This window comes from Ihuprevotella massiliensis, assembly GCA_900095835.1.
Classification (GTDB): Bacteria; Bacteroidota; Bacteroidia; order Bacteroidales; family Bacteroidaceae; genus Alloprevotella; species Alloprevotella massiliensis.
Genome location: LT608321.1, coordinates 2,060,833 through 2,083,122 on the forward strand (window position 1 = coordinate 2,060,833; position 22,290 = coordinate 2,083,122).

Below are 22,290 nucleotides of genomic sequence, written 5' to 3' on the forward strand. Positions count from 1 at the left end.
AAAATGTCGCATGACTACTTTTTGCGCGTGGTTTTTATCGTATCAGCATGGCGGATGGTGTGATATCTGGCACATTTCCTCATGGTGCTTTATCATGGTGCCCCGATATTTTTGCAAGGGTGCTTGCCTCTTCGGTGAAAAATATAACATAAAGCGGAACAAAAAACTATCTCCCGCAATATATAATATGATTAGATTGGAAAACTTTAGCCGATTGCGTTGTGGACTCATTATGCTCTGTTCAGCAATGCTTTTTGCTGTTGTAGGGTGTAATCGCGCATACGTGGAAGAGGATCATACAGATCCCTCTGAACCTGCTTTGAAAACCCCTGTCTATATGGCGTCTTCAATCGCCGTTCGTGCGCTGCGCTCTGAACTCGCTTCTGGTTCTTTGGAGGCGGAAGATGAAATTGCTCAACTTCGTATCCTTGTTTTCAACAGTGCTACGGGGAAATTGGCTATCAATAAGTTTTATGGTAGCTCCGAACGTGCGTCTTTCATGAATCAGCCCGCTAATGTAGCGGCTGCTTGGCGTGGCGCATTCCAGATTGTGCCTGATAAATACGACTTCTTCTTTATTGCCAACGAAGATTCTTGGCCCGAAACGAAAACTGCACTTGAGGCATTGACCGTGGGTGTGGCTCATGTTTCGGATCTCTATAGCAAGGATTTTGCGATGCGCATCCCTTATGCTGGAAGCACTACAGCGCAAAATAAGACGAACCGCACTTTCTATCCTTCTGTCACTTCAGGTGGTACCACAACCAATGGCCACTTGTTCTTGGCTACACGTGTGTATAAAAATGTGGATGTGCAAGCTACTCGCAATGGTAAGGGAACATCTCCTGCAGATCCTCAGCACTTTTTGGCAGAAGGTGACGAAAAAGTGGAACTTATTCGCACACTCTCTAAGGTGAAATTGACGATTCCCAATTCTGCAACGGCTGAATCAGACGGTGCCGGTGGATATCGTATCAAGCAATTCTTGCCTTCGCGCATCCAGCGCATTCTCCTGAAGAATGAGCGTCCTCATCAATCTCTCTTCTTGAATCCTTTCTTGGAGAGTAATACCTTTACCCCTGGTAAGAAATATGCTGACGATTGGTACACGAAGCCTACCGATGCTGCAAAAGACTATGTGCTCTATGATCGTAGTCTCACCACCAATGCCAATGAAACGGGACTTTCTGTTGGAGTTGGTGCAGAGGTGACTGTGCCGGCTGGCACTCCCTTTGATGCCAATCGTCGTTACGACTGTACAATTTGGTTCTATGTTCCCGAACATCTTCGTCAAGCGTTGAGCACTGATCCTGCAACTCCAGGTATGGTGGATGGTGCAAGTGGACTTGTGTTTGAGAAAATCGGTGTGAGTGGAGAAAGTTCTTTCGGCATCTGGCAACAAGACCTGACAGAAGGCAAGCAAATGGTGTATGACAATGGAGCCTCTTCCTTGTATTATGTGTTGCCTAATGTAGCGGCTTATTCTAAATACTCTGTAGTGCGCAATCACGTCTACGACATCAAGCTGCGCTATGCTGGTGCACAACTCATGCTCCATTACAAGGTGTTGCCTTGGCAAAATGGCGGACATTCTGGGGTCTATGTGATGGATGCTTTCAATGTCTCCTCGTCTGATCCTTCCTTCAAGAATGAGTACACCGATATCATCATGAGCACCACGTCGCAGACCCTCGCTACAGGTGAATCTATCGAATTGAGAGCTGAAGAAGACTTTACCTTCGTCGATAATGGTGTGGAAACTTCCTCTGTGACCTATGGCACCACTGCGGCTGAACGCGTGTTCAGAAGCTACCGCACTGTAAAAATCAAAGCGAACACTTATCCTGTGGCTGATGGTACCACCATCTTTGGCGTATACTCTAATGGTCAACTTCTTTACACTGTAAATGCCTTTGCGCAATGAAATATCGTATCCTCTACCTCCTCTTAGCTTGTTTGCTCGGTATCACCTCTTTCGTGTCGTGTCAACGCATGCACGATGAGGCGCCTCAAGGCCTTACCATTCATTTGTCGCAAGAACTCTTTACAAAACGTGTGGTTCGTGCGCCTTCAGATAATTCTGTTATTAAAACCCTCGATGTTGTCTTTATTGACAATACTGGTAAGGTGGTGAATGTTGTCCTCGATGCTAATGGGGCTACTAATAAGCGTATCTTTCGTTATGGACTCGATCCTGTCACTACCAATGTGAAGTGGAAGAATAACGATAGAACCACCAACACTTTGGTGCTCACCGAAGTGCAGTATCACGTGTTTAAGGATGTCAAGATGTTTGTCTTGGCAAACCTATCCCAAACTGTACATGATGGCATCGCCAATGGTACGCTGGACACGCAAGACAAAATCAAAGAACAGGTGTCTGTGACTTTGCCTGCTAATAAAGCGCATGATCTAGAGGAACCTTTCTTGCTCACTGGCGAGACGGCAACCTTTAGTTGGGATGGCGATGTGGACAAAGAAGTGCCTGTAGATTTGAAGCGTGCTGTGGCTGCAGTGGATATCATCATCCATTATCAATGGGAAAAACTCGACCCCGAGCATTATGAAGGTGGCTATAAACTCAAAGAGTTTGATAGCAAGACTTTCGTAGGTGAGCATTACAAGGTGGATGACCTCGTGGACTCTGATCCACGCAAGCTGGCTAAAACCACGCCTGCTAATCCCACCTCTACCATCTCATTCTACCTCAATGAGTATGACTTCACCAAAACTGGTGTGACAGGTTTTCCTCCCTATATCTTACTTGCTTTGCCGAAGGTGGATGGCGCGAAGGAACTTCCTGGCGGCTTGCTCCCCCCTCCTATAGGTGAAGGGTTGGCTCAAGATGCGGAAGAAACATACTATCGCATTGTCATGCCCCCCACAATTCAACGCAACTACCACTACACGATGCATGTGTATATCAATGAGGCTGGATCAAATAAGCCTGAAGGGGCTACACCGGTGAGATTCCAATTCTCGGTGAAGCCTTGGGATCGTGATCAACGCAATTAATTGTTGCTATTCCATTACCTTCGAATGTGGGGCTCGGTGTTCTTCTTCTGAAATAGATCCGTGAAGAAGTTGATGAGTCCATTTTTTTACTTCAAAATCATTAACGATGAAATATATTCAACTCTTAGTTTTGGGCTTATTGCCTCTCTTTGCAGTAGGATGTAAATCCTTCGAAGAAGAGCTAGAGGTGACTCCTGCGGAAAAGTCGGAAAATGTCTTGCGATTTCCCATAGGACAGATGCTTCAGCCAAGCACACGCTCTCGACAAATGGGTATAGCGGATGATGTGATAGACCATGTCATGGTAGCAGGAGTACCTGTGAGTAATTTCGATAAAACAGGAATGTATTTGGATGTGCCAGCTACTAACCTCAATCGTACGTTCTTTTTTATCGCTAATCTGACTCCAGAGCATCAGACTAAAGTGAGGACATTGGAAAATGATGCTTTCATAACTCCTGAAGGTGCAAACATTGTAGACGCTAATGGAGATGAAGTATATAGTCCTAATGGCTACACTCTCCTCACAGGTCCTGACATGCTGGCATTGACGACAATGGATTATCTTGATCCCAATGGTCACTTAAAGGATGATCGCTATATCCCAATGGTGGCTGTAGTTGACAAGGTGGGTGATTTAGGTTTTCATGATGTAGATGGTGTGTCTGTCTGTAATAAGACCATCGTGTTGACCCGCCTTTTTGCCCAACTAAATCTAAGTATTTACAAAGGTGATAATACGATTAAGAAGGTTACCGTAGAGAATGTGCCAACAGTCTTTTCCTTAGGTGGTGTATTCGGTGATTACGATTATAGGTCTCAAGTGGGGATTTCTGATTTTGAGCTAGAACTCTCTGAGCCAGATGAATTTACCTTTGTTCGAACGAGTTGCTATTTACCTGAGTATGCTGTGGCTGACCCTGTGTTTAATGATCCAGACGACCATAGCATGATGTACATTTTGGTTGATTTTGTCGATAGTGAAGGTAAAGAGCACACGAAAAAAGCTCGCCTCGGATTTGAAAAAAATCGAGACGGAGATGTGGCGATAGGAAAAGAAGGTAAAATTGTTCGCAACTTTGTATACGATCGACACATTAGTCTCTCCGACCCTAAAGGCCTAGATGGCGCCCCCTTCTAGCGCTAAGCATCGTTTCGGCTTTTTGAGAAGGCAAAATCCACATATTTCCCCACCCACCGATGACTAGATCGAGGGGTGGGGAAAGTGTTTTCTATCAACTCTTGTGGAGAAAAGTCTTTTAGACGGCGATGTTTTGAAAGAAAGCATCGACTTTTTTAAGCGTGAAACAGCGTGGAACAATTATTTTTTTGCTACCTTTGCGGTAGTAATTGATACATTGCACCGATAATCCACTACACGTATGGGAAAAATCATCGCCATAGCCAATCAAAAAGGAGGAGTGGGCAAGACCACCACTTCTATGAACCTTGCCGCCTCGCTTGCCACGCTCGACAAGAAAGTGCTGCTTGTGGACTGTGATCCGCAGGCTAATGCTTCAAGCGGATTGGGAGTGGAAGTGGGAAAAATCGAAACCTCTGTTTACGAATCGATGATTGGACAGCAGGATATCCGCGAGAACATCTACACCACCGATGTCGAAAGACTTGACATCGTGCCTTCGCACGTGCGCCTCTCTGGGGCTGATGTGGAATTGCTGCAGATGGATCGTCGCGAATTTGTGGTCAAAGAGATGCTGGCTTGTATCAAAGATGACTACGACTACATCCTCATCGACTGTAGTCCCTCTCTCGGACTCATCACGGTCAATGCTCTCACCGCTGCCGACTCGGTCATCATCCCCGTGCAGTGTGAGTATTTCGCGCTCGAAGGTATCACGCAACTGCTCAACACCATCCGCATGATTAAGATGCGACTGAATCCGCAGTTAGAGATTGAGGGGTTCCTCCTCACTATGTACGACCGCCGATTGCGTCTTGCCAACCAAATCTATGATGAAGTGAAGCGCCATTTCCAAGAATTGGTGTTTAAGACCGTAATCCAGCGCAATGTGAAACTCTCTGAAGCACCCTCGCACGGCATTCCTGCACTGCTCTACGACATCGACTCTATCGGAGCGGTGAACTATCTGTCGCTTGCTCGCGAAATTATCAATCGAGAAAAAGCTTAGTGCCTCACTTTTTTTGCATTTCACGATGTTAAGTGTCAAGCTTAACCCCTAACCTCCCACGTATAGCATGGCTGTAAAGAAGAAATATCCCAATTTGGGGCGCGGACTCGATGCCCTCATCTCCACTGGAGAAGTGAGCACTAGCGGTTCGTCGAGCATTAACGAGGTAGACATCCACAGCATCAAAGCTAACCCCAACCAGCCTCGTAGAGAGTTTGACGAAGAAGCTCTTGAAGAATTGGCAGAGAGCATTCGCCAGATAGGCATCATCCAGCCCATTACCCTCCGACAAATGGAGGATGGCTCCTATCAAATCATTGCTGGTGAGCGTCGTTGGCGCGCATCACAGCGAGCAGGGCTTGACACCATCCCTGCCTATGTGCGCACGGTCAACGATGAGGGCATGATGCAAATGGCATTGGTGGAGAATATCCAACGTGAAGACCTCAATGCGGTGGAGATTGCCCTTGCCTATCAAAAGCTCATCGAACAATATAGCCTCACACAAGACGCGCTCTCTGAGAAGGTGGGCAAGAAGCGCGCCACCATCGCCAATTATCTTCGATTGCTCAAGCTCCCTGCTCAGGTGCAGATGGCGCTGAAGAAGCGCGAAATCGACCAAGGTCATGCACGGGCACTACTCGGACTGCAACAACCTTCACTGCAAGTGAAGCTCTTCAAAGACATTCAAGAGAAGGGCTATTCCGTGCGACAAGTCGAAGAGATGGTGAAAGCCCTCAATGCTGGGGAAGATGTGCATTCAGGTCGCCGCACCATCAAAAGTTCCTCCCAACTGGCGGAACAATATGTCCCTGTGCGAGATCGTTTGGCTACCATGTTCCAAACGAAAGTGGGCATGACTTGCAGAGCTGGAAAGGGAAATATCACCATTCCTTTTGCCAATGAAGAAGAACTCCAACGCATCCTCGCTTTGATGGAGCGTTTGGGCTAAAAATCACAGGAAGAAACCATGTTGAGTGGGATGATGTCTGGCGTCATGCGAAAGGCGACGCAAGGATGCTCCTACAAGAAGAGTGTTTCTCTCAATCTATTGAGCGATGAAGTACCTCCTTTCTCGCATATTTTTGTTGCTGTTGCTCTGCTTTGTAGTAGAGCCTAATTGTCGTGCCGCCTTCTCAAGTACTTGGGACGCTCTTCCTCTTGCAGAGCGTAACGAGCAGTTAGCGTTTGACACCCTCTCTCGCAAAGACACTCTCACCACCGACGAAGCTGTGACAAAGGCACGTTTCGACAGTTTGGAACGAAGCCTCTCTCCACGCGTGGACACTGTGGCACTGGCGAAGCAAAGTCGTAAGGTGGTCGCAGCTCCTTTGGCAGCTAGTCAAGATTTGCAGCGACAAATGAAGAAACAATTTGTCCCCAATCCCCAGCGCGCACTATGGCTTTCGCTTGTGCTGCCTGGAGCTGGACAAATCTACAATCGAAAATACTGGAAACTTCCCCTTTTCTATGGCGGTTTCTTAGGATGTACCTACGCTTTCTTGTGGAATCAGCAGATGTATATGGACTATTCGCAAGCCTATCTCGACATCATGGACGATGATCCGCTCACCAATAGTTTCCGCAATCTCTTTCCACCCACCTACGACATCGACAGCCGTTTGGAGCAGTTTAAGACGGTTTTCAAAAATCGCAAAGACCGCTATCGTCGTTATCGCGATCTCTCGGCTTTCACCTTCATCGGGGTGTATCTTCTCTCCGTTGTCGATGCTTATGTCGATGCACAACTGTCGGTCTTCGACATCAGTCCCGACCTCTCCTTGCAGGTCACCCCAGCCACCATCGACGCCTTTAATGGGCTGCAACGCCAGCAGAGCCTGGGCTTCGGGGCTACCCTCACGTTCTAGTGAGCCGGCTCGATGTGGCTTCAACGATTCAAGTATTATCTACGAAGTTTGTCGCACAGAAATCCAACCCCTTATGACAAGGGACGACAATCCTCTAACGTATAAAGCTTAACGCTAATGTCTTTATTCAAATATCTTCTAGCTTGTGCTGCCGCTGTACCCTTGTTGGGAGCGGCAATTCCTGCGCAGGCACGCACTTTTTCCACGAATCCTCCCACCACGGTCGTTGCACCAGATCAAGTGCCCAACCCTGAGGTCAATCCTACAGAGGGTATGCTTCAGAATGTCGATGCACAACTCAACACGTGGTACGTCAAGAAATATATGGTGGTAGACTCCACTTGTCTCACCCACGTGGCAGATGTCAATGTCACTCCCGAAGTGTACAAAGACCGTCTGCGTCGTCTTCCCACCACCATCGAGATGCCCTACAATGATGTGGTGCAAGAATATATCGATGCCTACACGGGACGCCTGCGTCGTTCGGTGAGCTTCATGTTGGGCGCACAAAACTTCTACATCCCTCTCTTTGAAGAAGCGCTTGAAGCGGAAGGACTTCCTTTGGAGTTGAAATATCTCCCCGTCATTGAGAGTGCACTCGAACCCACAGCAACGAGCCGTGTTGGTGCTGCCGGTTTGTGGCAGTTCATGATTCCCACGGCACGAAAGTTCGATCTCACCATCAATAGTTTGGTCGATGAGCGCCGCGACCCCATCAAGTCTAGTTGGGCGGCTGCACGCTATCTCAAAGAACTCTACAATAAATACAACGACTGGACACTCGCCATCGCTGCTTATAATTGTGGACCCAACAATATCGCCAAAGCCATCAAGCGCGCTGGTGGTGTCAAAGACTATTGGGCGATTTATCCCTATCTCCCTCGCGAAACTCGTGGATATGTGCCTGCTTTCATCGCAGCCAACTACGTGATGAACTATTATTGTGATCACAACATCCCTGCGATGAAGACGCGAGTACCCATCGAAACGGACACCGTGGTGGTGACGCGCAACATCAGTTTGGCACAAATTGCAGGAGCCTGCGGTTTGGATTTGGAAGCCTTGACAGCGATGAACCCTCAATATCGCACTGGAGTCGTGCCTGGCTACACCGCGCCTTATGCCATTCGTATGCCACTCCCCACCATCGACCTCTTCTTGCAATTGGGTGATTCGGTCTATAACTATGCCGCTCCCGACCAACCTCAGCGCCGCGAAGAGGTGACACCTGCTACCACAGCTAGTGCTACTGCCTCCAGCGACAATGTCGTGGGCGAAACTCGTGCGGAGCGTCGTGCCCGTTTGCGTCAAGAAGCTGCCGAGCGAAAAGCACAAGAGGCTGAGCAACGAGCATCGTCTAAGAAGGGCAAGAAAGACAAAAAAACGAAGTCTGAAAAGTCCAGCAAGAAAAAGAATAAGAAGGAGCGCACGAAAGAGGTGAACATTAAGTCAGGCGACACTTTGAGTGAAATCGCCGAACGCAATGGCACCACTGTGGCAAAGCTCCGCAAAATCAATAATATCAAAGGCAACAACATCCGCGCGGGTAAGAAAATCCGTGTGAAGTGATGACTTTGACGAGTCTAGACGTTAGAGAATAAGCGTAAGACATTAGCCGTGGAAAAACGATTCACCCCTAATGTTGTGTGCATCTTATCTCTAAAGTCTAGATTCGTTTCGTTTTAGCTAGATACTTTAGACTGTTTTGCATCAGAGTTTAACGTCTACTCTCTAGCATCTAACGTCAAACGTCTACACTCTAACGTCCAATCTCTAATGTCTACCGTCTAATGTCTCAAGAAATTCAAGACGAAGCCCTCATACAGTCCGCCTTTCAGCGATTGCTCGACACCTATCTTGCCTCACCCCACCGCAAGAAGACCGAAATCATCACCAAGGCTTTCAATTTTGCTAAGGCGGCACACCGAGGAGTGCGCCGTCGCAGTGGAGAACCCTACATCCTCCATCCCATCGCAGTGGCACAAATATGTTGCGAAGAGATGGGGATGGGCTCTACTACCATTTGTGCAGCTCTCCTTCATGACGTGGTGGAAGACACAGACTACACACGCGACGACATTGCCAACCTCTTCGGGGAAAAAATTGCCAACATCGTTGAAGGAGTCACTAAAGTCAGTGGGGGGCTGCTAGGCAATCGGGCTTCTATGCAAGCGGAGACTTTCAAGAAAATCTTGCTCACCATGAGCGACGACATCCGTGTGATTTTGGTCAAAATAGCCGATCGCTTGCACAATATGCGTACGCTCTCTTCCATGTTACCTTCTCGACAATACAAAATTGTGGGAGAGACGCTCTACATCTTTGCGCCTTTGGCTGACCGTTTGGGGTTGAATCGCATCAAAACAGAACTCGAAGATCTTTCTTTCAAATATGAGCATCCCGATGACTACAATGCCGTGATGCAACATTTGAAGGATTCCCAGCTCGAGCGCGATGATGCCATCAACGATTTCACACCTGCCATCCGCGCGGCTCTCGATGCACGCGGCATTGACTACGAACTCAAGGCGCGCATCAAGAGTCCTTATAGCATCTGGCAAAAGATGCAACGCAAGCACGTGCCCTTTGAGGAAGTGTTTGACATTTTGGCGATTCGCATCATCTTCCATCCCAAAGAGCGCGACAATGAAATAGCCGAGTGCTATGCCATCTATGCGGCACTCACGCAAATCTATAAACCTCACCCCTCAAGATTCCGCGACTGGCTTTCGACACCAAAGGCTAATGGATACCAAGCGCTCCACAATACTTTCATGTCGCATCAAGGTAAATGGATTGAAGTGCAAATCCGTTCTGACCGCATGGACGATATTGCTGAAGGTGGTTTTGCCGCGCACTGGAAATATAAGTCGCCAGAGACGGAAGTGGAAGAGCGTGAACTCGACACTTGGGTCAATTCTATCAAGGAAATCCTCGATGATCCCCAGCCCGACACGCTCGACCTTCTCGATACCATCAAACTTAACCTCTTTGCGTCAGAACTCAATGTCTTCACCCCAAAAGGAGATATCCTGACTTTGCCACAAGGTGCCACGGTCCTCGATTTTGCCTTTGCCATCCACTCCATGGTGGGCAGCCATTGCATTGGTGGTAAAGTCAATCACCGACTTGTGCCCATGAGTCATCGCTTGGCAAATGGTGACCAAATCGAGATTCTCACCTCGCAGTCGCAGACCATTCAACCCGATTGGATGAACTTTGTCACCACGGGGAAGGCGCGCGGTCGCATTGCTGCTGCGCTACGACGTGCAGCCCGTGAGTGTCAGCGAAAGGGCGAGAACATTTTACGCGAGTTTCTCAAAATGCACGAGGTGGAGGACAATGATTCCAACCTCCATAAGATAAGGTCTTTCCATCGTTTCGACACTCCTTCTGCCCTTTATCAGGCTTTGGGAGAAGGACGTCTTGTCCTCTCCGATGCCGATGTGCAGCATCTCTTGGGCAAGAAAACCTCACGCAGATGGGGATGGCGCCGTTTTGTGCCCTTCCTTAAAGATAAATCGCTGCCCGAAAACTTGGAGTCACAAGATGCTTTGGATGCGAATTTCGTCGAACAACTGGATCGTAAGGCCATCCTTACGCTCTCTGATGAGGTGATCAATCACTGCGAAATCTGTTCGCATTGTCGCCCAATCAAGGGGGATGAAGTGATGGGCTACATCAACAATCATCATCTCGAACTTCATCGCCGAGATTGTAGTGTTGCCCTCAAGCACAAAACGAGCTTTGGCAACAACATCATTGCCACCGTGTGGGACAACTCCCGCCCCTCTGTGCATCTCTACGATGCAACGATTCACGTGGAGGGTATCGATAGTCCGAGTGTCTTGCAAGAAATCGCTTTGGTCTTCTCTCAGCATCCGCAATATCAGCTCCATAGCATCCAGCTCAAAGCGCATGATGGCATTTTCCACGGCACGCTTGGCGTACGCATAGCCTCCACCGCTGAGGTGCAGAAGCTCTGTTCTCTCCTCCTCAGTGCTGGGCAAATCACCAAAGCTAATCGTGGCAACTAACCTTTGGCACGTCTTACGTCCTGACTCATTATTTGATATATTCTTAACCTCTTTGTTCTAGTGGACATTCAGAAAATTTCTATTGAAACAACACTTACAGGTGACTCTCTTCAATATACAATTCCTGTTTATCAACGTTATTATAATTGGAGCCGAAAACAATGCGAACAATTGTTTCAAGATGTGTGCCGTGTGATTAGTTCGAAGGAAGAGCATTTCTTTGGAAGTATAGTTATAAAAAATGAGGGCTTGAGCAAGCTTCTTATAGATGGTCAACAACGTATTACTACAGTATCGCTCATGCTTCTGGCTATGTATCGTCTGGCTAAAGAAGAAAAGAAGGAAGCTAAGCCCAATCTTTTAGACAACATCTCTAGGAAGTGCTTTTTCTATACTGATGAAAGTGATGAATGTCAGCCACGTATCATGCATATTGAGCAGGATCAAGAGGCTTATACTAGGTTGCTCCAAGGTGATGTAGATAATTTTGTGCAGTACTCAAACATCACACGAAATTTTTATTACTTCTATGATAACATCCGTGATTCGGTCTATGAAATCAAGGATTTCTATGAAGCCTTAAAATCTTTGCAGGTCGTACTCATTGGTTTAGAAGGCAATGATAATGCACAACTCATTTTCGAATCGCTCAATTCCACAGGGCTCGCACTTACTGATGGTGATAAGATTCGGAATTTTGTGTTGATGAATCTGCCTGAGAAGTCGCAACGACTTTGTTATACAAAATATTGGAAGTATATAGAGGAAAAGGCTAACTACACTGGGGATACACAAAATGCCCTTAACGCTGTTACGTTGTTTGTGCGTGATTTCCTCACGGCGCACACACGTAACACACCCAATATTTCCGATGTTTACCCTCGCTTCAAAGAATTTGCAAAAGATTGGCAAGAGAAACCAGAAGAACTTTTGGCGTTAATGGCGAAATTTGCAGACTATCTCTATCAAATTGAGAATGCAGATACTTCTTCCCAGTCTCTTAATGTGCATCTTCGACGTTTCGCCCTGCTTGAGATTAGTGTAGCTCATCCATTCTTAATGCGAATCGTAGATGAATTCTATGAAAATAGACTCTCGAGTGATGACGTGATTCGCATTATTTCTGTTGTCGAGAATTACGTTTTCCGTCGTTTTATCTGTGGTCTTTCTTCTAATGCACTGAACAATTTATTTGCTACACTTTATGAAACGGCAAGTCGATTAGTAAAAGAGCAAAATATTTCGCTAGTGGATGCAATAACTTTCTTGCTGGTTACAAAAAAAGAGTCTTCAAGATTTCCCAATGATGAAGAGTTTTCTCAAGCCTTTGCAGTAAAGAATGTATATAAGATGCGTCCTAAGAACAAGGTGTACCTTTTCTACCGATTGAATGCTGCACTTGGATTGGAGAATGAAGCGGATACCTCGGTGATTGATAAGATGCAAGAGCGAGGTGGACATCTGCTGTCTATCGAACATATCATGCCGCAGAGATTGAGCAACGAGTGGAAAGATGCATTAGGAGTGAATGCGGAGGAAATCCATGAAAAATGGTTGGATACAATCGCAAATCTTACACTCACAGGCTACAATACTAATTATAGTAACAAGCCTTTCCATTTTAAGCGTATAGAAGTTCTCGATGGAGAAGGTAACAAGGTGGGCTTTGCTTATTCTGCCTTGCCAATCAATAAATTCATAGGTGAAAAATTGTCCTGGACGGAACAGGAGTTGATAGAGCGCTGTGAACTACTAACACAATGTGCTCTTAAGATTTGGCACAAACCACAAAGTCTAGGAATCTCGCGCCAGCACGCTCGTGAAACTTTGGCGCTTTCCTCTGACTCAAGTGATTTTACCTATAAGCAGATTATAGAATGCTCCTTCGAGGATGAAGTAATAGTGGCAAAAAATAATCAGAGCTGGAAGGATTTCTTTGTCGATATCATGAAGGTTCTCGATACAAACTACCATCATGAACTTCTTCAAATTGCGAGTGATCCTTCTTTGACAAAGTTGCTACAAAAAGAGAATACGAAATTTAGACAGAGTGTGGAGGTGCTCCCTGGCATCTACGCCTATCTTTTAAGTTCAACCCAAACTAAAATAGAAATCTTACAAGGTATATTCCAGTCTTTGTATATTGACCTAGATAGTGTACTCTTCCAGGTTAGAAGCAAAAAAACAACCTCAGATGAGGAGTAGCACTTTACTTTCTATTTTTTTCTAAGCGTTCAACAATATAACACTGGGAACTTTTTATCTCAAATGTCGGTTAACAGCTGATTAGAAGAATTGGAAATGCAGCTTTTTGTATGCTAACAAAAAGCTGCTCTCTTGTTTGTTGATTGCACTAGCCTTATATATATGGCTATCCATTGTTTCCTGCCCGTTAGCTTCCTTTCTCCGTGGTGTGGAAAAAAAACTCCGACGTTTTTGGGAAAAAGTCCAACGTTTTTCGGAAAATCTCCCACGTTTTTGGAGAAACGTCCGAGATTTTTCGAGGAATGTCCAACGTTTTTTGAGGAAGTGCCGAGCATTCACTGACAATCTCCGAGAAATGCTCGAGAAATGTTGCAGGTTAAGGAAGTATTTAAGGGACATAAAGCCCGTTTTTACGATGAGATGGAGCAAAACACGGCAAAAGGGGACAAAAAGCCCCAAATCTCGTTCTGGGGGATTTGGGCGAAAAATGGGCTTTACAGTATAATCCTGCGTAGTCTAGATGGCAAAATAGCGCCGTCTAAAATTTTTCTGCGATTTTTTTGTAGGAAGTCTTGGTAGTTTGCGAATCTTGCCGTACTTTTGCATCGCAATCGGGACGCAAGGGTCACTTGCTAAGATACAACGTGCTTAGTTAGATGAGACTTGACAACCTGAACGCCTGACAGCAGCAAACGAGCTGCGAAGTCATTGAAACGATTACATAACAGATTGTAGAGAAGTACAAGGAACAATCAACAATGAAGCAGAAGTGCTTCGGGTAAAATGAATTGTACCGTCAATTTCTACTCCAAATCCAAAGTAACAAGACAGGAAGCTGAGCAATTTATACAGAATCAAAACAAATTATTATATTACAATGAAGAGTTTGATCCTGGCTCAGGATGAACGCTAGCTACAGGCTTAACACATGCAAGTCGAGGGGCAGCATGGAAGAAGCTTGCTTCTTCTGATGGCGACCGGCGCACGGGTGCGTAACGCGTATCAAACCTGCCTCATACTCGGGGATAGCCTTGCGAAAGTAAGATTAATACCCGATGTTGTTATGTTGCCGCATGGTGATATAACCAAAGATTTATCGGTATGAGATGGTGATGCGTCCGATTAGGTAGTAGGCGGGGTAACGGCCCACCTAGCCTTCGATCGGTAGGGGTTCTGAGAGGAAGGTCCCCCACACTGGAACTGAGACACGGTCCAGACTCCTACGGGAGGCAGCAGTGAGGAATATTGGTCAATGGACGCAAGTCTGAACCAGCCAAGTAGCGTGCAGGATGACGGCCCTCCGGGTTGTAAACTGCTTTTAGTTGGGAATAAAAAAGAGGACGTGTCCTCTATTGTATGTACCTTCAGAAAAAGGACCGGCTAATTCCGTGCCAGCAGCCGCGGTAATACGGAAGGTCCAGGCGTTATCCGGATTTATTGGGTTTAAAGGGAGCGTAGGCGGATTATTAAGTCAGTGGTGAAAGACGGTGGCTCAACCATCGTTAGCCATTGAAACTGGTAGTCTTGAGTGCAGACAGGGATGCTGGAACTCGTGGTGTAGCGGTGAAATGCTTAGATATCACGATGAACTCCGATCGCGAAGGCAGGTGTCCGGGCTGCAACTGACGCTGAGGCTCGAAAGTGTGGGTATCAAACAGGATTAGATACCCTGGTAGTCCACACAGTAAACGATGTATACTCGCGGTTTGCGATATAATGTAAGCCGCCAAGCGAAAGCATTAAGTATACCACCTGGGGAGTACGCCGGCAACGGTGAAACTCAAAGGAATTGACGGGGGCCCGCACAAGCGGAGGAACATGTGGTTTAATTCGATGATACGCGAGGAACCTTACCCGGGCTTGAACTAAGAGTGACGAATCTAGAGATAGATTTTTCTTCGGACACTCTTGGAGGTGCTGCATGGTTGTCGTCAGCTCGTGCCGTGAGGTGTCGGCTTAAGTGCCATAACGAGCGCAACCCTTTTCCTTGGTTGCCATCAGGTAATGCTGGGCACTCCAGGGATACTGCCATCGTAAGATGTGAGGAAGGTGGGGATGACGTCAAATCAGCACGGCCCTTACGTCCGGGGCTACACACGTGTTACAATGGGGGGTACAGAAGGTCGCTACCTGGTGACAGGATGCTAATCTTAAAAACCTCTCTCAGTTCGGATTGGAGTCTGCAACCCGACTCCATGAAGCTGGATTCGCTAGTAATCGCGCATCAGCCATGGCGCGGTGAATACGTTCCCGGGCCTTGTACACACCGCCCGTCAAGCCATGAAAGCCGGGGGTGCCTGAAAGCCGTGACCGCAAGGGTCGGCCTAGGGTAAAACTGGTGATTGGGGCTAAGTCGTAACAAGGTAGCCGTACCGGAAGGTGCGGCTGGAACACCTCCTTTCTGGAAGTTCAGTTACCTGGTTACTTGAATGGAAATAAAAGAAAATGGTACAATTTAGAAGATTGTCACCTATACTTCTCGCAATAGGTTATGCTAAGCATAAGAGAAAGATGAAGCCGAGCAGCTCTGAAGTAGTTTGACTTGCGTGGATTTTTTCTGCCAGTCCTATAGCTCAGTTGGTTAGAGCGCCACACTGATAATGTGGAGGTCGGCAGTTCAAATCTGCCTGGGACTACTTGCAAACGGAGCACCGCGCTCCGAAGATTTGGGGGATTAGCTCAGCTGGCTAGAGCACCTGCCTTGCACGCAGGGGGTCAACGGTTCGAATCCGTTATTCTCCACTCATTCTACTGCTCAGTCGCAATGATGATAAGACATCAAAGCATAATGACAGAGCAAGAGATCTTTGACATATTGAACACGCAACAAGTTGATTCTTGTTTCCATCCATCGCAAGGTGAGATGCGAAAACAGAGAATCATCCAAGTAACGAAACAAAGGTAAACGAAAGTACAGCTTTAAGTATATTCCCACCTTCTAGTTACGAAAGGATTAGCAAAGACTAAGGTCTAACGTCTAATTCCTAACGTCTAGAATAAGGAAAAGGAAGTAATTAAGGGCGTACGGTGGATGCCTAGGCTCTTACAGGCGATGANCTTGAACTCGGGGCTTTTTTGTGTTTCCATATTGCTACTTTAGTCTGAATATACTTACTGATCTTTTTCCATACCCACTATCCTTTGTGTAATCTCAGAAGAGTTGTGATTTTGCTCTACTGGTATTCTGTAAACTTAAATTGTTCATCGTATACAGAAGTAGTTCTGGTTTGTGTTGTGCTTGCTGATGTTTCTGCTTTACGCTCCTATATTTAAGTAGTTTCTATAAACTTCAATTTGCTTCTCTACGCTGCTTCGTGTTGTGCTTGCTGATATTTGTGTTTTCCTACTTCTATCCGTTGGTGCAAACGTATGAGCTTTAACGCGAATTTCTGCGAATTCCGATTAGTTTAGTGCTTCTTTGCGTTATTTTCCACGAACTATTTTCTGACGTTTCTGAGTCATTAGAGAGTGTGTCTTGCATCTTTCTACGAACTACTTTCTGTCATTTCTGAGTCATTAGAGAGTGTGTGTTGCATCTATTCTAGTTGTCTTGCCTTTTTTCTGCTTAAATCTCTTCTTCTTCGACAATCATCTTTCCCTCAATCGAGATGTTTTCCCTCTTTTCTCTAGAGGAAATGCATGCCTTTTCCCCATGTTTCTATGGTTATCTCTATGCCTTTTCTTATTCCTTGAGGTTATGTCCATGGACTTCTCGCATCTTATCTGAATAAAGTTTGAAAATAATTGCATTTTCCAGTATTATAGGCGATTTCCCCCAGAATATATTTGTTTTATTCATACAAAATCCTTATTTTTGCTATCTCAAATTAGCAACCTTTTTACCTCTCCTATGGACTGGATTATTAAACTTCTTACTGACCCAACGAGTGCAGCGCATTTACTTATTCTTTATGCCCTCGTTATTAGCCTTGGCGTCCGTTTCGGACAATGGAAAATTGGAGGCAAGAAAAACGGAATCGCCTTCGGTGTGACTTGGGTATTGTTTGTCGGCATCTTTGTCGGACACATCTGTACCAATTATCTCTACGACAATCCCGTCGAAGCTGTAGCTTATCAGCGCCACATCATCGACATTGTCAAAGAGCTCGGATTGATTCTCTTCGTTTACTGCATCGGTTTGCAGGTTGGACCCAGTTTTTTCCAAGCTTTCCGCCGAGGTGGACTTGGCATGAGCCTCTTGGCAGTGCTTCTCGTGTTGCTCAACGTGGCAATGACCCTTGGTTTGTTCTTCCTTGCAGACAACACAGGAATCTTCACTACTCCCCATGCTAGAGAAAACCTAGCTATGATGGTAGGTGTCATGTGTGGAGCAGTGACCAACACACCTTCTCTCGGTGCTGCTAATACCATCTTGCCGGAACTCTTCGGTGATGGCACAGCCGTTCCCGCCATTGCCAACGGTTATGCCTGTGCTTATCCCCTTGGTGTCGTAGGTATCATCCTTTCCACTATCGCTTTGCGTTTCATTGCTCGCATCTCTTTGGATAAAGAGCAAGAAGAGCTTCGTCAGCGCAACGACGCTCATCCCGAAACAACCCCTCGCCACCTCATCATCGAAGTGAGCAATCTCTCTGTAGTTGGTAAAACGCTCGAAGAACTTCGCAACTTCTTAAAGCGACAGTTTGTCGTAACGCGTTGCATCTTCCCTGATGGAGAACTCGTGGTTCCCAATGCCACCACAGAGTTGTCTTTGGGTATGAAAATCCACCTCGTTTGTTCCGAGCAGGATTCAGAAGCTCTCATTCAGTTGCTAGGTAAAACAGCTGAATTAGGCCATGAAGAGCAAATCGACACTGTGCAATACGTCAGCCGTCGCATGGTCGTTACCCGTGAAGAAATCACAGGTCGCAGTCTTGCGCAGCTACATTTGTCTTCGCTTTATGGTGTGAATGTCACTCGTGTCACGCGTAGTGGCATGGAACTTTTTGCAGATCGTAATCTTCCTCTCCTCGTTGGTGACCGTTTGCTCGTCACCGGTACAGAAGAAAATGTAGAGCGCGTCAAGACCGTCTTGGGCTCTCAAGTAGAGCGTCTAGATCATCCCAATGTCGGTGTGTTGTTTATGGGAATCCTCATTGGTCTTTTGGTCGGTCAAATCCCCATTCCTTTCCCTGGCGTAGACGTTCCCGTGAAACTCGGTTTAGCTGGTGGTCCTCTCTTTGTTGCCATTTTGGTAGGTGCCTTCGGACATCGCTACCGCATCAACACCTACGTTTCCACCTCTGCCAACCTCATGTTGCGTGAAGTAGGGCTCATTCTCTTCCTCAGCAGCGTAGGTATTCAAGCTGGAGCCTCATTCTGGCGCACGATCATGGCAGGTGACGGCATACACTACGTATGGATGGGCTTCCTCATCACCATTGTCCCCATTCTCATCTGCGGACTCATTGGTCGTTGGAAACTTAAGCTCAACTATTTCACCCTCATGGGACTCATTGCAGGTGCCAACACCGACCCTCCTGCGTTGGCGTTTGCCAATACTACAGCCGGCAACAACGCCCCTGCAGTTGGTTACAGCACTGTCTATCTTCCTGCGATGTTCTTGCGCATCCTCGTTGCACAGCTCATTTTGCTGTTCTTCCTCAGTTAAGCATCGCATGAACCCAAAAATCCCCACTCTCGAATCGTACGAGAGTGGGGATTTTTTTGTGGAGAATAACAGCTTTCTCGAGCCCTTTGTTGCAGTGTTCAGCTTTCGCCTCACCACCAGCTACGGAATACCGCTGTAAATTCTAAGAGATTAAGCCTCAGGAGCGATAACACCTGTGGGGCAAACGTCAGCGCAAGTACCGCAGTCGATGCAAGTTTCGGGGTTGATGACGTAGATTTCGCCTTCAGAGATAGCTGCAGTGGGGCATTCGTCGATGCAAGTGCCGCAAGCAACGCAATCTTCGTTGATAATGTAAGCCATTGTGTAAGAATTTAATAAATGAATAATTGTTATGATGTTATGTATGTCTGTCGTTGATCCATGCCCAGCTGTACTGGATCTCCCTATCCACCATCTTCACGACGGGGCACATTGAGATATCTACATGAATCTACGGCAAAGGTAGCTATTTTCGCCAATCTCCGCAAACATCTTCCCATCTTTTCTCCATTCCGACCTATCGTTTGCGCTTTTTCTGCCTCTTTTCCCTCTGCAAACCTCCCCTTTTTCAACTCCCTTATTCCCCTTCCTTTCTCCCCCTTGTCCGATATTGCTCAAAGTCCGATGCCCTTTCTTCCCGAAATTACTGACATCCCACCTGGCAAATCGTCAATTATTCGTGCAAATCTCCCACCAATCGGCAAGAAAAAGAGTGAAACGTGCGGACTTTGCTCAGAAAATTGTATCTTTGCCTTAATATCCGTGTAGACTTCTCACAGCGTGCTGCCCAGTTGTTAGGGCACTGGCAGGAATCCCTTGTGCTTTCTTGTGGAAGATTCATACGTTATGCACACTTTTCAAGGGATATCATTTGAAACTAAAAACACTTCACGGATCATTTTCCGCGTCAACCATCACATACCTCATACGATTATGGCAAAAATCACGAAAGAAGCAGCCCTGGCTTACCACGAACAAGGGCGTCCAGGTAAAATAGAAGTTGTTCCTACAAAGCCACATGCCACTCAAACCGATCTCTCCCTCGCCTATTCTCCAGGTGTGGCAGAGCCTTGTTTGGAAATCGAGAAGAATAAAGACGATGCTTATCGCTACACCAACAAAGGAAATCTCGTAGCTGTCATTTCCAATGGTACGGCAGTCTTAGGATTGGGCGATATAGGTGCTGTAGCTGGTAAACCTGTGATGGAAGGTAAGAGCCTTCTCTTCAAGATTTATGCTGGAGTAGATGCTTTCGACATCGAAGTCGACGAGAAAGATCCCGAGCGTTTCATCCAAGTGGTCAAAGCCATTGCTCCCACTTTCGGTGGCATCAATCTCGAAGACATCAAAGCCCCTGAGTGCTTTGAAATCGAAACTCGCTTGAAGGAGGAACTCGACATCCCCGTGATGCACGACGACCAACATGGCACCGCCATCATCTCCTGCGCAGGTTTGCTCAATGCTTGTGAAGTAGCGGGTAAGCGCATCGAGGATGTCAAGTTGGTCATGAACGGAGCTGGAGCTGCCGCCATCAGTTGCGCACGCCTCTACATCTCCTTCGGTCTCAAGCCCAGCAACCTCATCATGCTCGACTCTAAGGGCGTCATCTCTGCCGATCGCACCGACATCAACGCCCAAAAGCGCGAATTTGCTACTGAGCGCACCGATGTTCGCACCCTTGAAGAAGCTGTACAAGGCGCAGATGTCTTTGTGGGTCTCTCTAAAGGTAACATTCTCTCACAAGACATGGTGCGCACCATGGCAGAGCGTCCCATCATCTTTGCTCTTGCCAATCCAGTGCCCGAAATTTCTTATGAGGAGGCTCGCGAAGCACGTCCCGATGTCATCATGTCCACTGGGCGCACTGACTATCCCAACCAAATCAATAACGTCTTGGGATTCCCCTACATTTTCCGTGGTGCGCTCGACACTGCCTCCTCTGCCATCAACGAACCTATGAAGCAAGCAGCAGTGCGCGCCATTGCCGAACTAGCTCGTCAGGAAGTTCCTGCGTCAGTCACAGCGGCCTATGGCATAGAACATCTCGAATTTGGTGCCGACTATTTCATTCCAAAGCCCGTAGACCCTCGTCTTGTCGTTGAAGTGTCTTCTGCTGTGGCTAAGGCTGCCATCGAAAGTGGCGTGGCTCGCAAGCCCATCACCGATTGGGACGCATATCGTGCCCAACTCTCCACTCGCCTCTCTTAGTAGACTTAGTGCGGAGCAGCCCAACAGACCATGGGGAGCGTTATTCAGAATTTTTGAGTAATGCTCCCCATTCTTTTGCAGAAGAAAAGCCCCTTCCACCATGCTAAGTGCCTAGTGGAAGGGGCTTTTGTGTCTTTGTCCTCATTGGACTGCTGAAGTCTTGTGTATATTCTCGTACCCGAAGTGTTTAAAGTACGATATTTTTCACCGCAGGGAGCACCGTAGCCAACTCATCGATGACTTGTTGTCGGGTAGCGCCTTCGCGCACGATTGCCAAGATGGTGTCGTCACCAGCCAGCGTACCGCAGATACTCGTCAACTTCTGAGCATCTATTTCCGTGGTAATACCAGCAGCATATCCAGGTCTGGTGTGCATCACCACGATGTTTCCTGAGAATTCGAGTCCTAGGAATCCAGTGTTTCGCAAGAAATCTGGGGCTTCCACAGAAATCTTGCGTCTATATAGAGGATTTTCAGGCAGAATATAGCGATATCCGCCCACGCTTGCCACTTTCGCGGCTTTTAGCTTCTGCAAATCACGGGAGAGAGTTGCTTGCGTCACCTTATATCCTTCTGCTTCTAGCTCTTTGAGCAGTGCTTCTTGGCTTCCTATTTCAGTATTCGCCAATATCAGGCGTAGCACCTCTATTCTTTCATGTCTTGGTTTCATGCGTTTCTTGCTAATTCTTCAGCTTATTGGGACAAAGATAGTAAATAATCCGTTCATGTGCGCACTTTTCTATTAAAAAAATGTCGTGGTCGCTGTTTAAACTATCATTTTTGAGAATTATATGTGAAAATTCTATCCAGTCTTCTATCGTTTAGAGAACGGGGTTATTCGTATTTTTCTACTCTTTTAGCGACCAAAAACTCCTACATTTTTGCGTAGAGTTTTCTTATTCCGTAGTTCTTGAGGCAGAAATTCCCAGAGTGCCACTCGATTTCTCGGGCGATTCCACTCAGTTTTTGCCTTTTTCTCAGCACTGCCCATTCGCATCTTTGGCAGAAGATTTGGGAGCCTTCTTCGGTTTGCTGCGATATCTTAGGCACTGTTAAGTGGCAAATTAGTTGCTGCTGTGGTATAAGCCATCTTGCGCACCCTGCTTGCGCAGTGTATATGCAGTCAGAAGGAGGGGGACTTCAGAAAGGGGAGGGGAAATGATTGACAAAAAAATGGGAATGACCCGTCTCACGAC

General features: G+C 46.8%; 12 protein-coding genes, 2 tRNA genes, 1 rRNA gene and 1 pseudogene. 14 read left to right on the forward strand and 2 right to left on the reverse strand.

Features of this window, described 5'->3' with window-relative positions; all coding sequences use genetic code 11:
* Positions 1 to 337: 337 nt before the first annotated feature.
* The 13 genes from BQ2633_RS08320 to BQ2633_RS08385 all read left to right on the forward strand — a co-directional run bounded on the left by BQ2633_RS08320 (position 338) and on the right by BQ2633_RS08385 (position 18,886).
* Positions 338 to 1,924 carry a hypothetical protein gene (locus BQ2633_RS08320; RefSeq protein ID WP_176720108.1) on the forward strand — a complete coding sequence of 529 codons (1,587 nt, stop codon included), beginning with the start codon at positions 338 to 340 and terminating at the stop codon, positions 1,922 to 1,924.
* Positions 1,921 to 3,015 (forward strand): hypothetical protein, encoded by a 1,095-nt coding sequence (locus BQ2633_RS08325; protein ID WP_075566414.1) that lies wholly within the window; start codon positions 1,921 to 1,923, stop codon positions 3,013 to 3,015. The genes BQ2633_RS08320 and BQ2633_RS08325 overlap by 4 nt, the downstream gene beginning before the upstream one ends.
* 106 nt (positions 3,016 to 3,121) lie before the next feature.
* Entirely contained in the window at positions 3,122 to 4,156 is a 1,035-nt protein-coding gene (locus tag BQ2633_RS08330) for a hypothetical protein (RefSeq protein ID WP_075566415.1), read from the forward strand.
* 241 nt (positions 4,157 to 4,397) lie between these two features.
* A complete protein-coding gene (locus BQ2633_RS08335) occupies positions 4,398 to 5,165 on the forward strand; it encodes a ParA family protein (protein ID WP_075566417.1) in 768 nt (255 codons plus the stop codon).
* A 67-nt stretch (positions 5,166 to 5,232) separates the two neighbouring features.
* Positions 5,233 to 6,117: a ParB/RepB/Spo0J family partition protein gene (locus BQ2633_RS08340; protein WP_075566418.1), complete on the forward strand. Its 885-nt coding sequence runs from the start codon at positions 5,233 to 5,235 to the stop codon at positions 6,115 to 6,117.
* Between the two features lie 106 nt (positions 6,118 to 6,223).
* Positions 6,224 to 7,033 carry a DUF5683 domain-containing protein gene (locus tag BQ2633_RS11605; RefSeq protein ID WP_346048452.1) on the forward strand — a complete coding sequence of 270 codons (810 nt, stop codon included), beginning with the start codon at positions 6,224 to 6,226 and terminating at the stop codon, positions 7,031 to 7,033.
* 117 nt (positions 7,034 to 7,150) lie between these two features.
* Entirely contained in the window at positions 7,151 to 8,602 is a 1,452-nt protein-coding gene (locus BQ2633_RS08350) for a lytic transglycosylase domain-containing protein (protein ID WP_075566420.1), read from the forward strand.
* Positions 8,603 to 8,823: 221 nt separating this feature from the next.
* A complete protein-coding gene (locus BQ2633_RS08355; RefSeq protein ID WP_075566422.1) occupies positions 8,824 to 11,070 on the forward strand; it encodes a RelA/SpoT family protein in 2,247 nt (748 codons plus the stop codon).
* 60 nt (positions 11,071 to 11,130) lie between these two features.
* On the forward strand, positions 11,131 to 13,275 hold the full coding sequence (locus BQ2633_RS08360; protein WP_075566424.1) for a DUF262 domain-containing protein: 2,145 nt from the start codon (positions 11,131 to 11,133) through the stop codon (positions 13,273 to 13,275).
* 874 nt (positions 13,276 to 14,149) lie between these two features.
* Positions 14,150 to 15,676, forward strand: a 16S ribosomal RNA gene (locus tag BQ2633_RS08370).
* A gap of 161 nt (positions 15,677 to 15,837) precedes the next feature.
* Positions 15,838 to 15,911 (forward strand) — tRNA-Ile (locus BQ2633_RS08375).
* Positions 15,912 to 15,943: 32 nt separating this feature from the next.
* A tRNA-Ala gene (locus BQ2633_RS08380) sits at positions 15,944 to 16,017 on the forward strand.
* A gap of 1,108 nt (positions 16,018 to 17,125) precedes the next feature.
* The gene (locus tag BQ2633_RS08385) at positions 17,126 to 18,886 is read left to right on the forward strand and encodes a putative transporter (RefSeq protein WP_075566427.1); all 1,761 of its coding nucleotides are present in this window, start codon (positions 17,126 to 17,128) and stop codon (positions 18,884 to 18,886) included.
* A gap of 150 nt (positions 18,887 to 19,036) precedes the next feature.
* Here the strand turns inward: BQ2633_RS08385 and BQ2633_RS08390 are convergent, their stop codons facing one another.
* Positions 19,037 to 19,207, reverse strand: a complete 171-nt coding sequence (locus tag BQ2633_RS08390; RefSeq protein ID WP_075566429.1) for a DUF362 domain-containing protein — start codon at positions 19,205 to 19,207, stop codon at positions 19,037 to 19,039.
* A gap of 612 nt (positions 19,208 to 19,819) precedes the next feature.
* Here BQ2633_RS08390 and BQ2633_RS08395 point away from each other — a divergent pair.
* Positions 19,820 to 21,076, forward strand: a pseudogene (locus tag BQ2633_RS08395) (malic enzyme-like NAD(P)-binding protein); the annotation flags it as partial.
* Between the two features lie 205 nt (positions 21,077 to 21,281).
* Here BQ2633_RS08395 and BQ2633_RS08400 read toward each other — a convergent pair.
* The gene (locus tag BQ2633_RS08400) at positions 21,282 to 21,764 is read right to left on the reverse strand and encodes an arginine repressor (protein ID WP_075566433.1); all 483 of its coding nucleotides are present in this window, start codon (positions 21,762 to 21,764) and stop codon (positions 21,282 to 21,284) included.
* Positions 21,765 to 22,290: the final 526 nt, after the last annotated feature.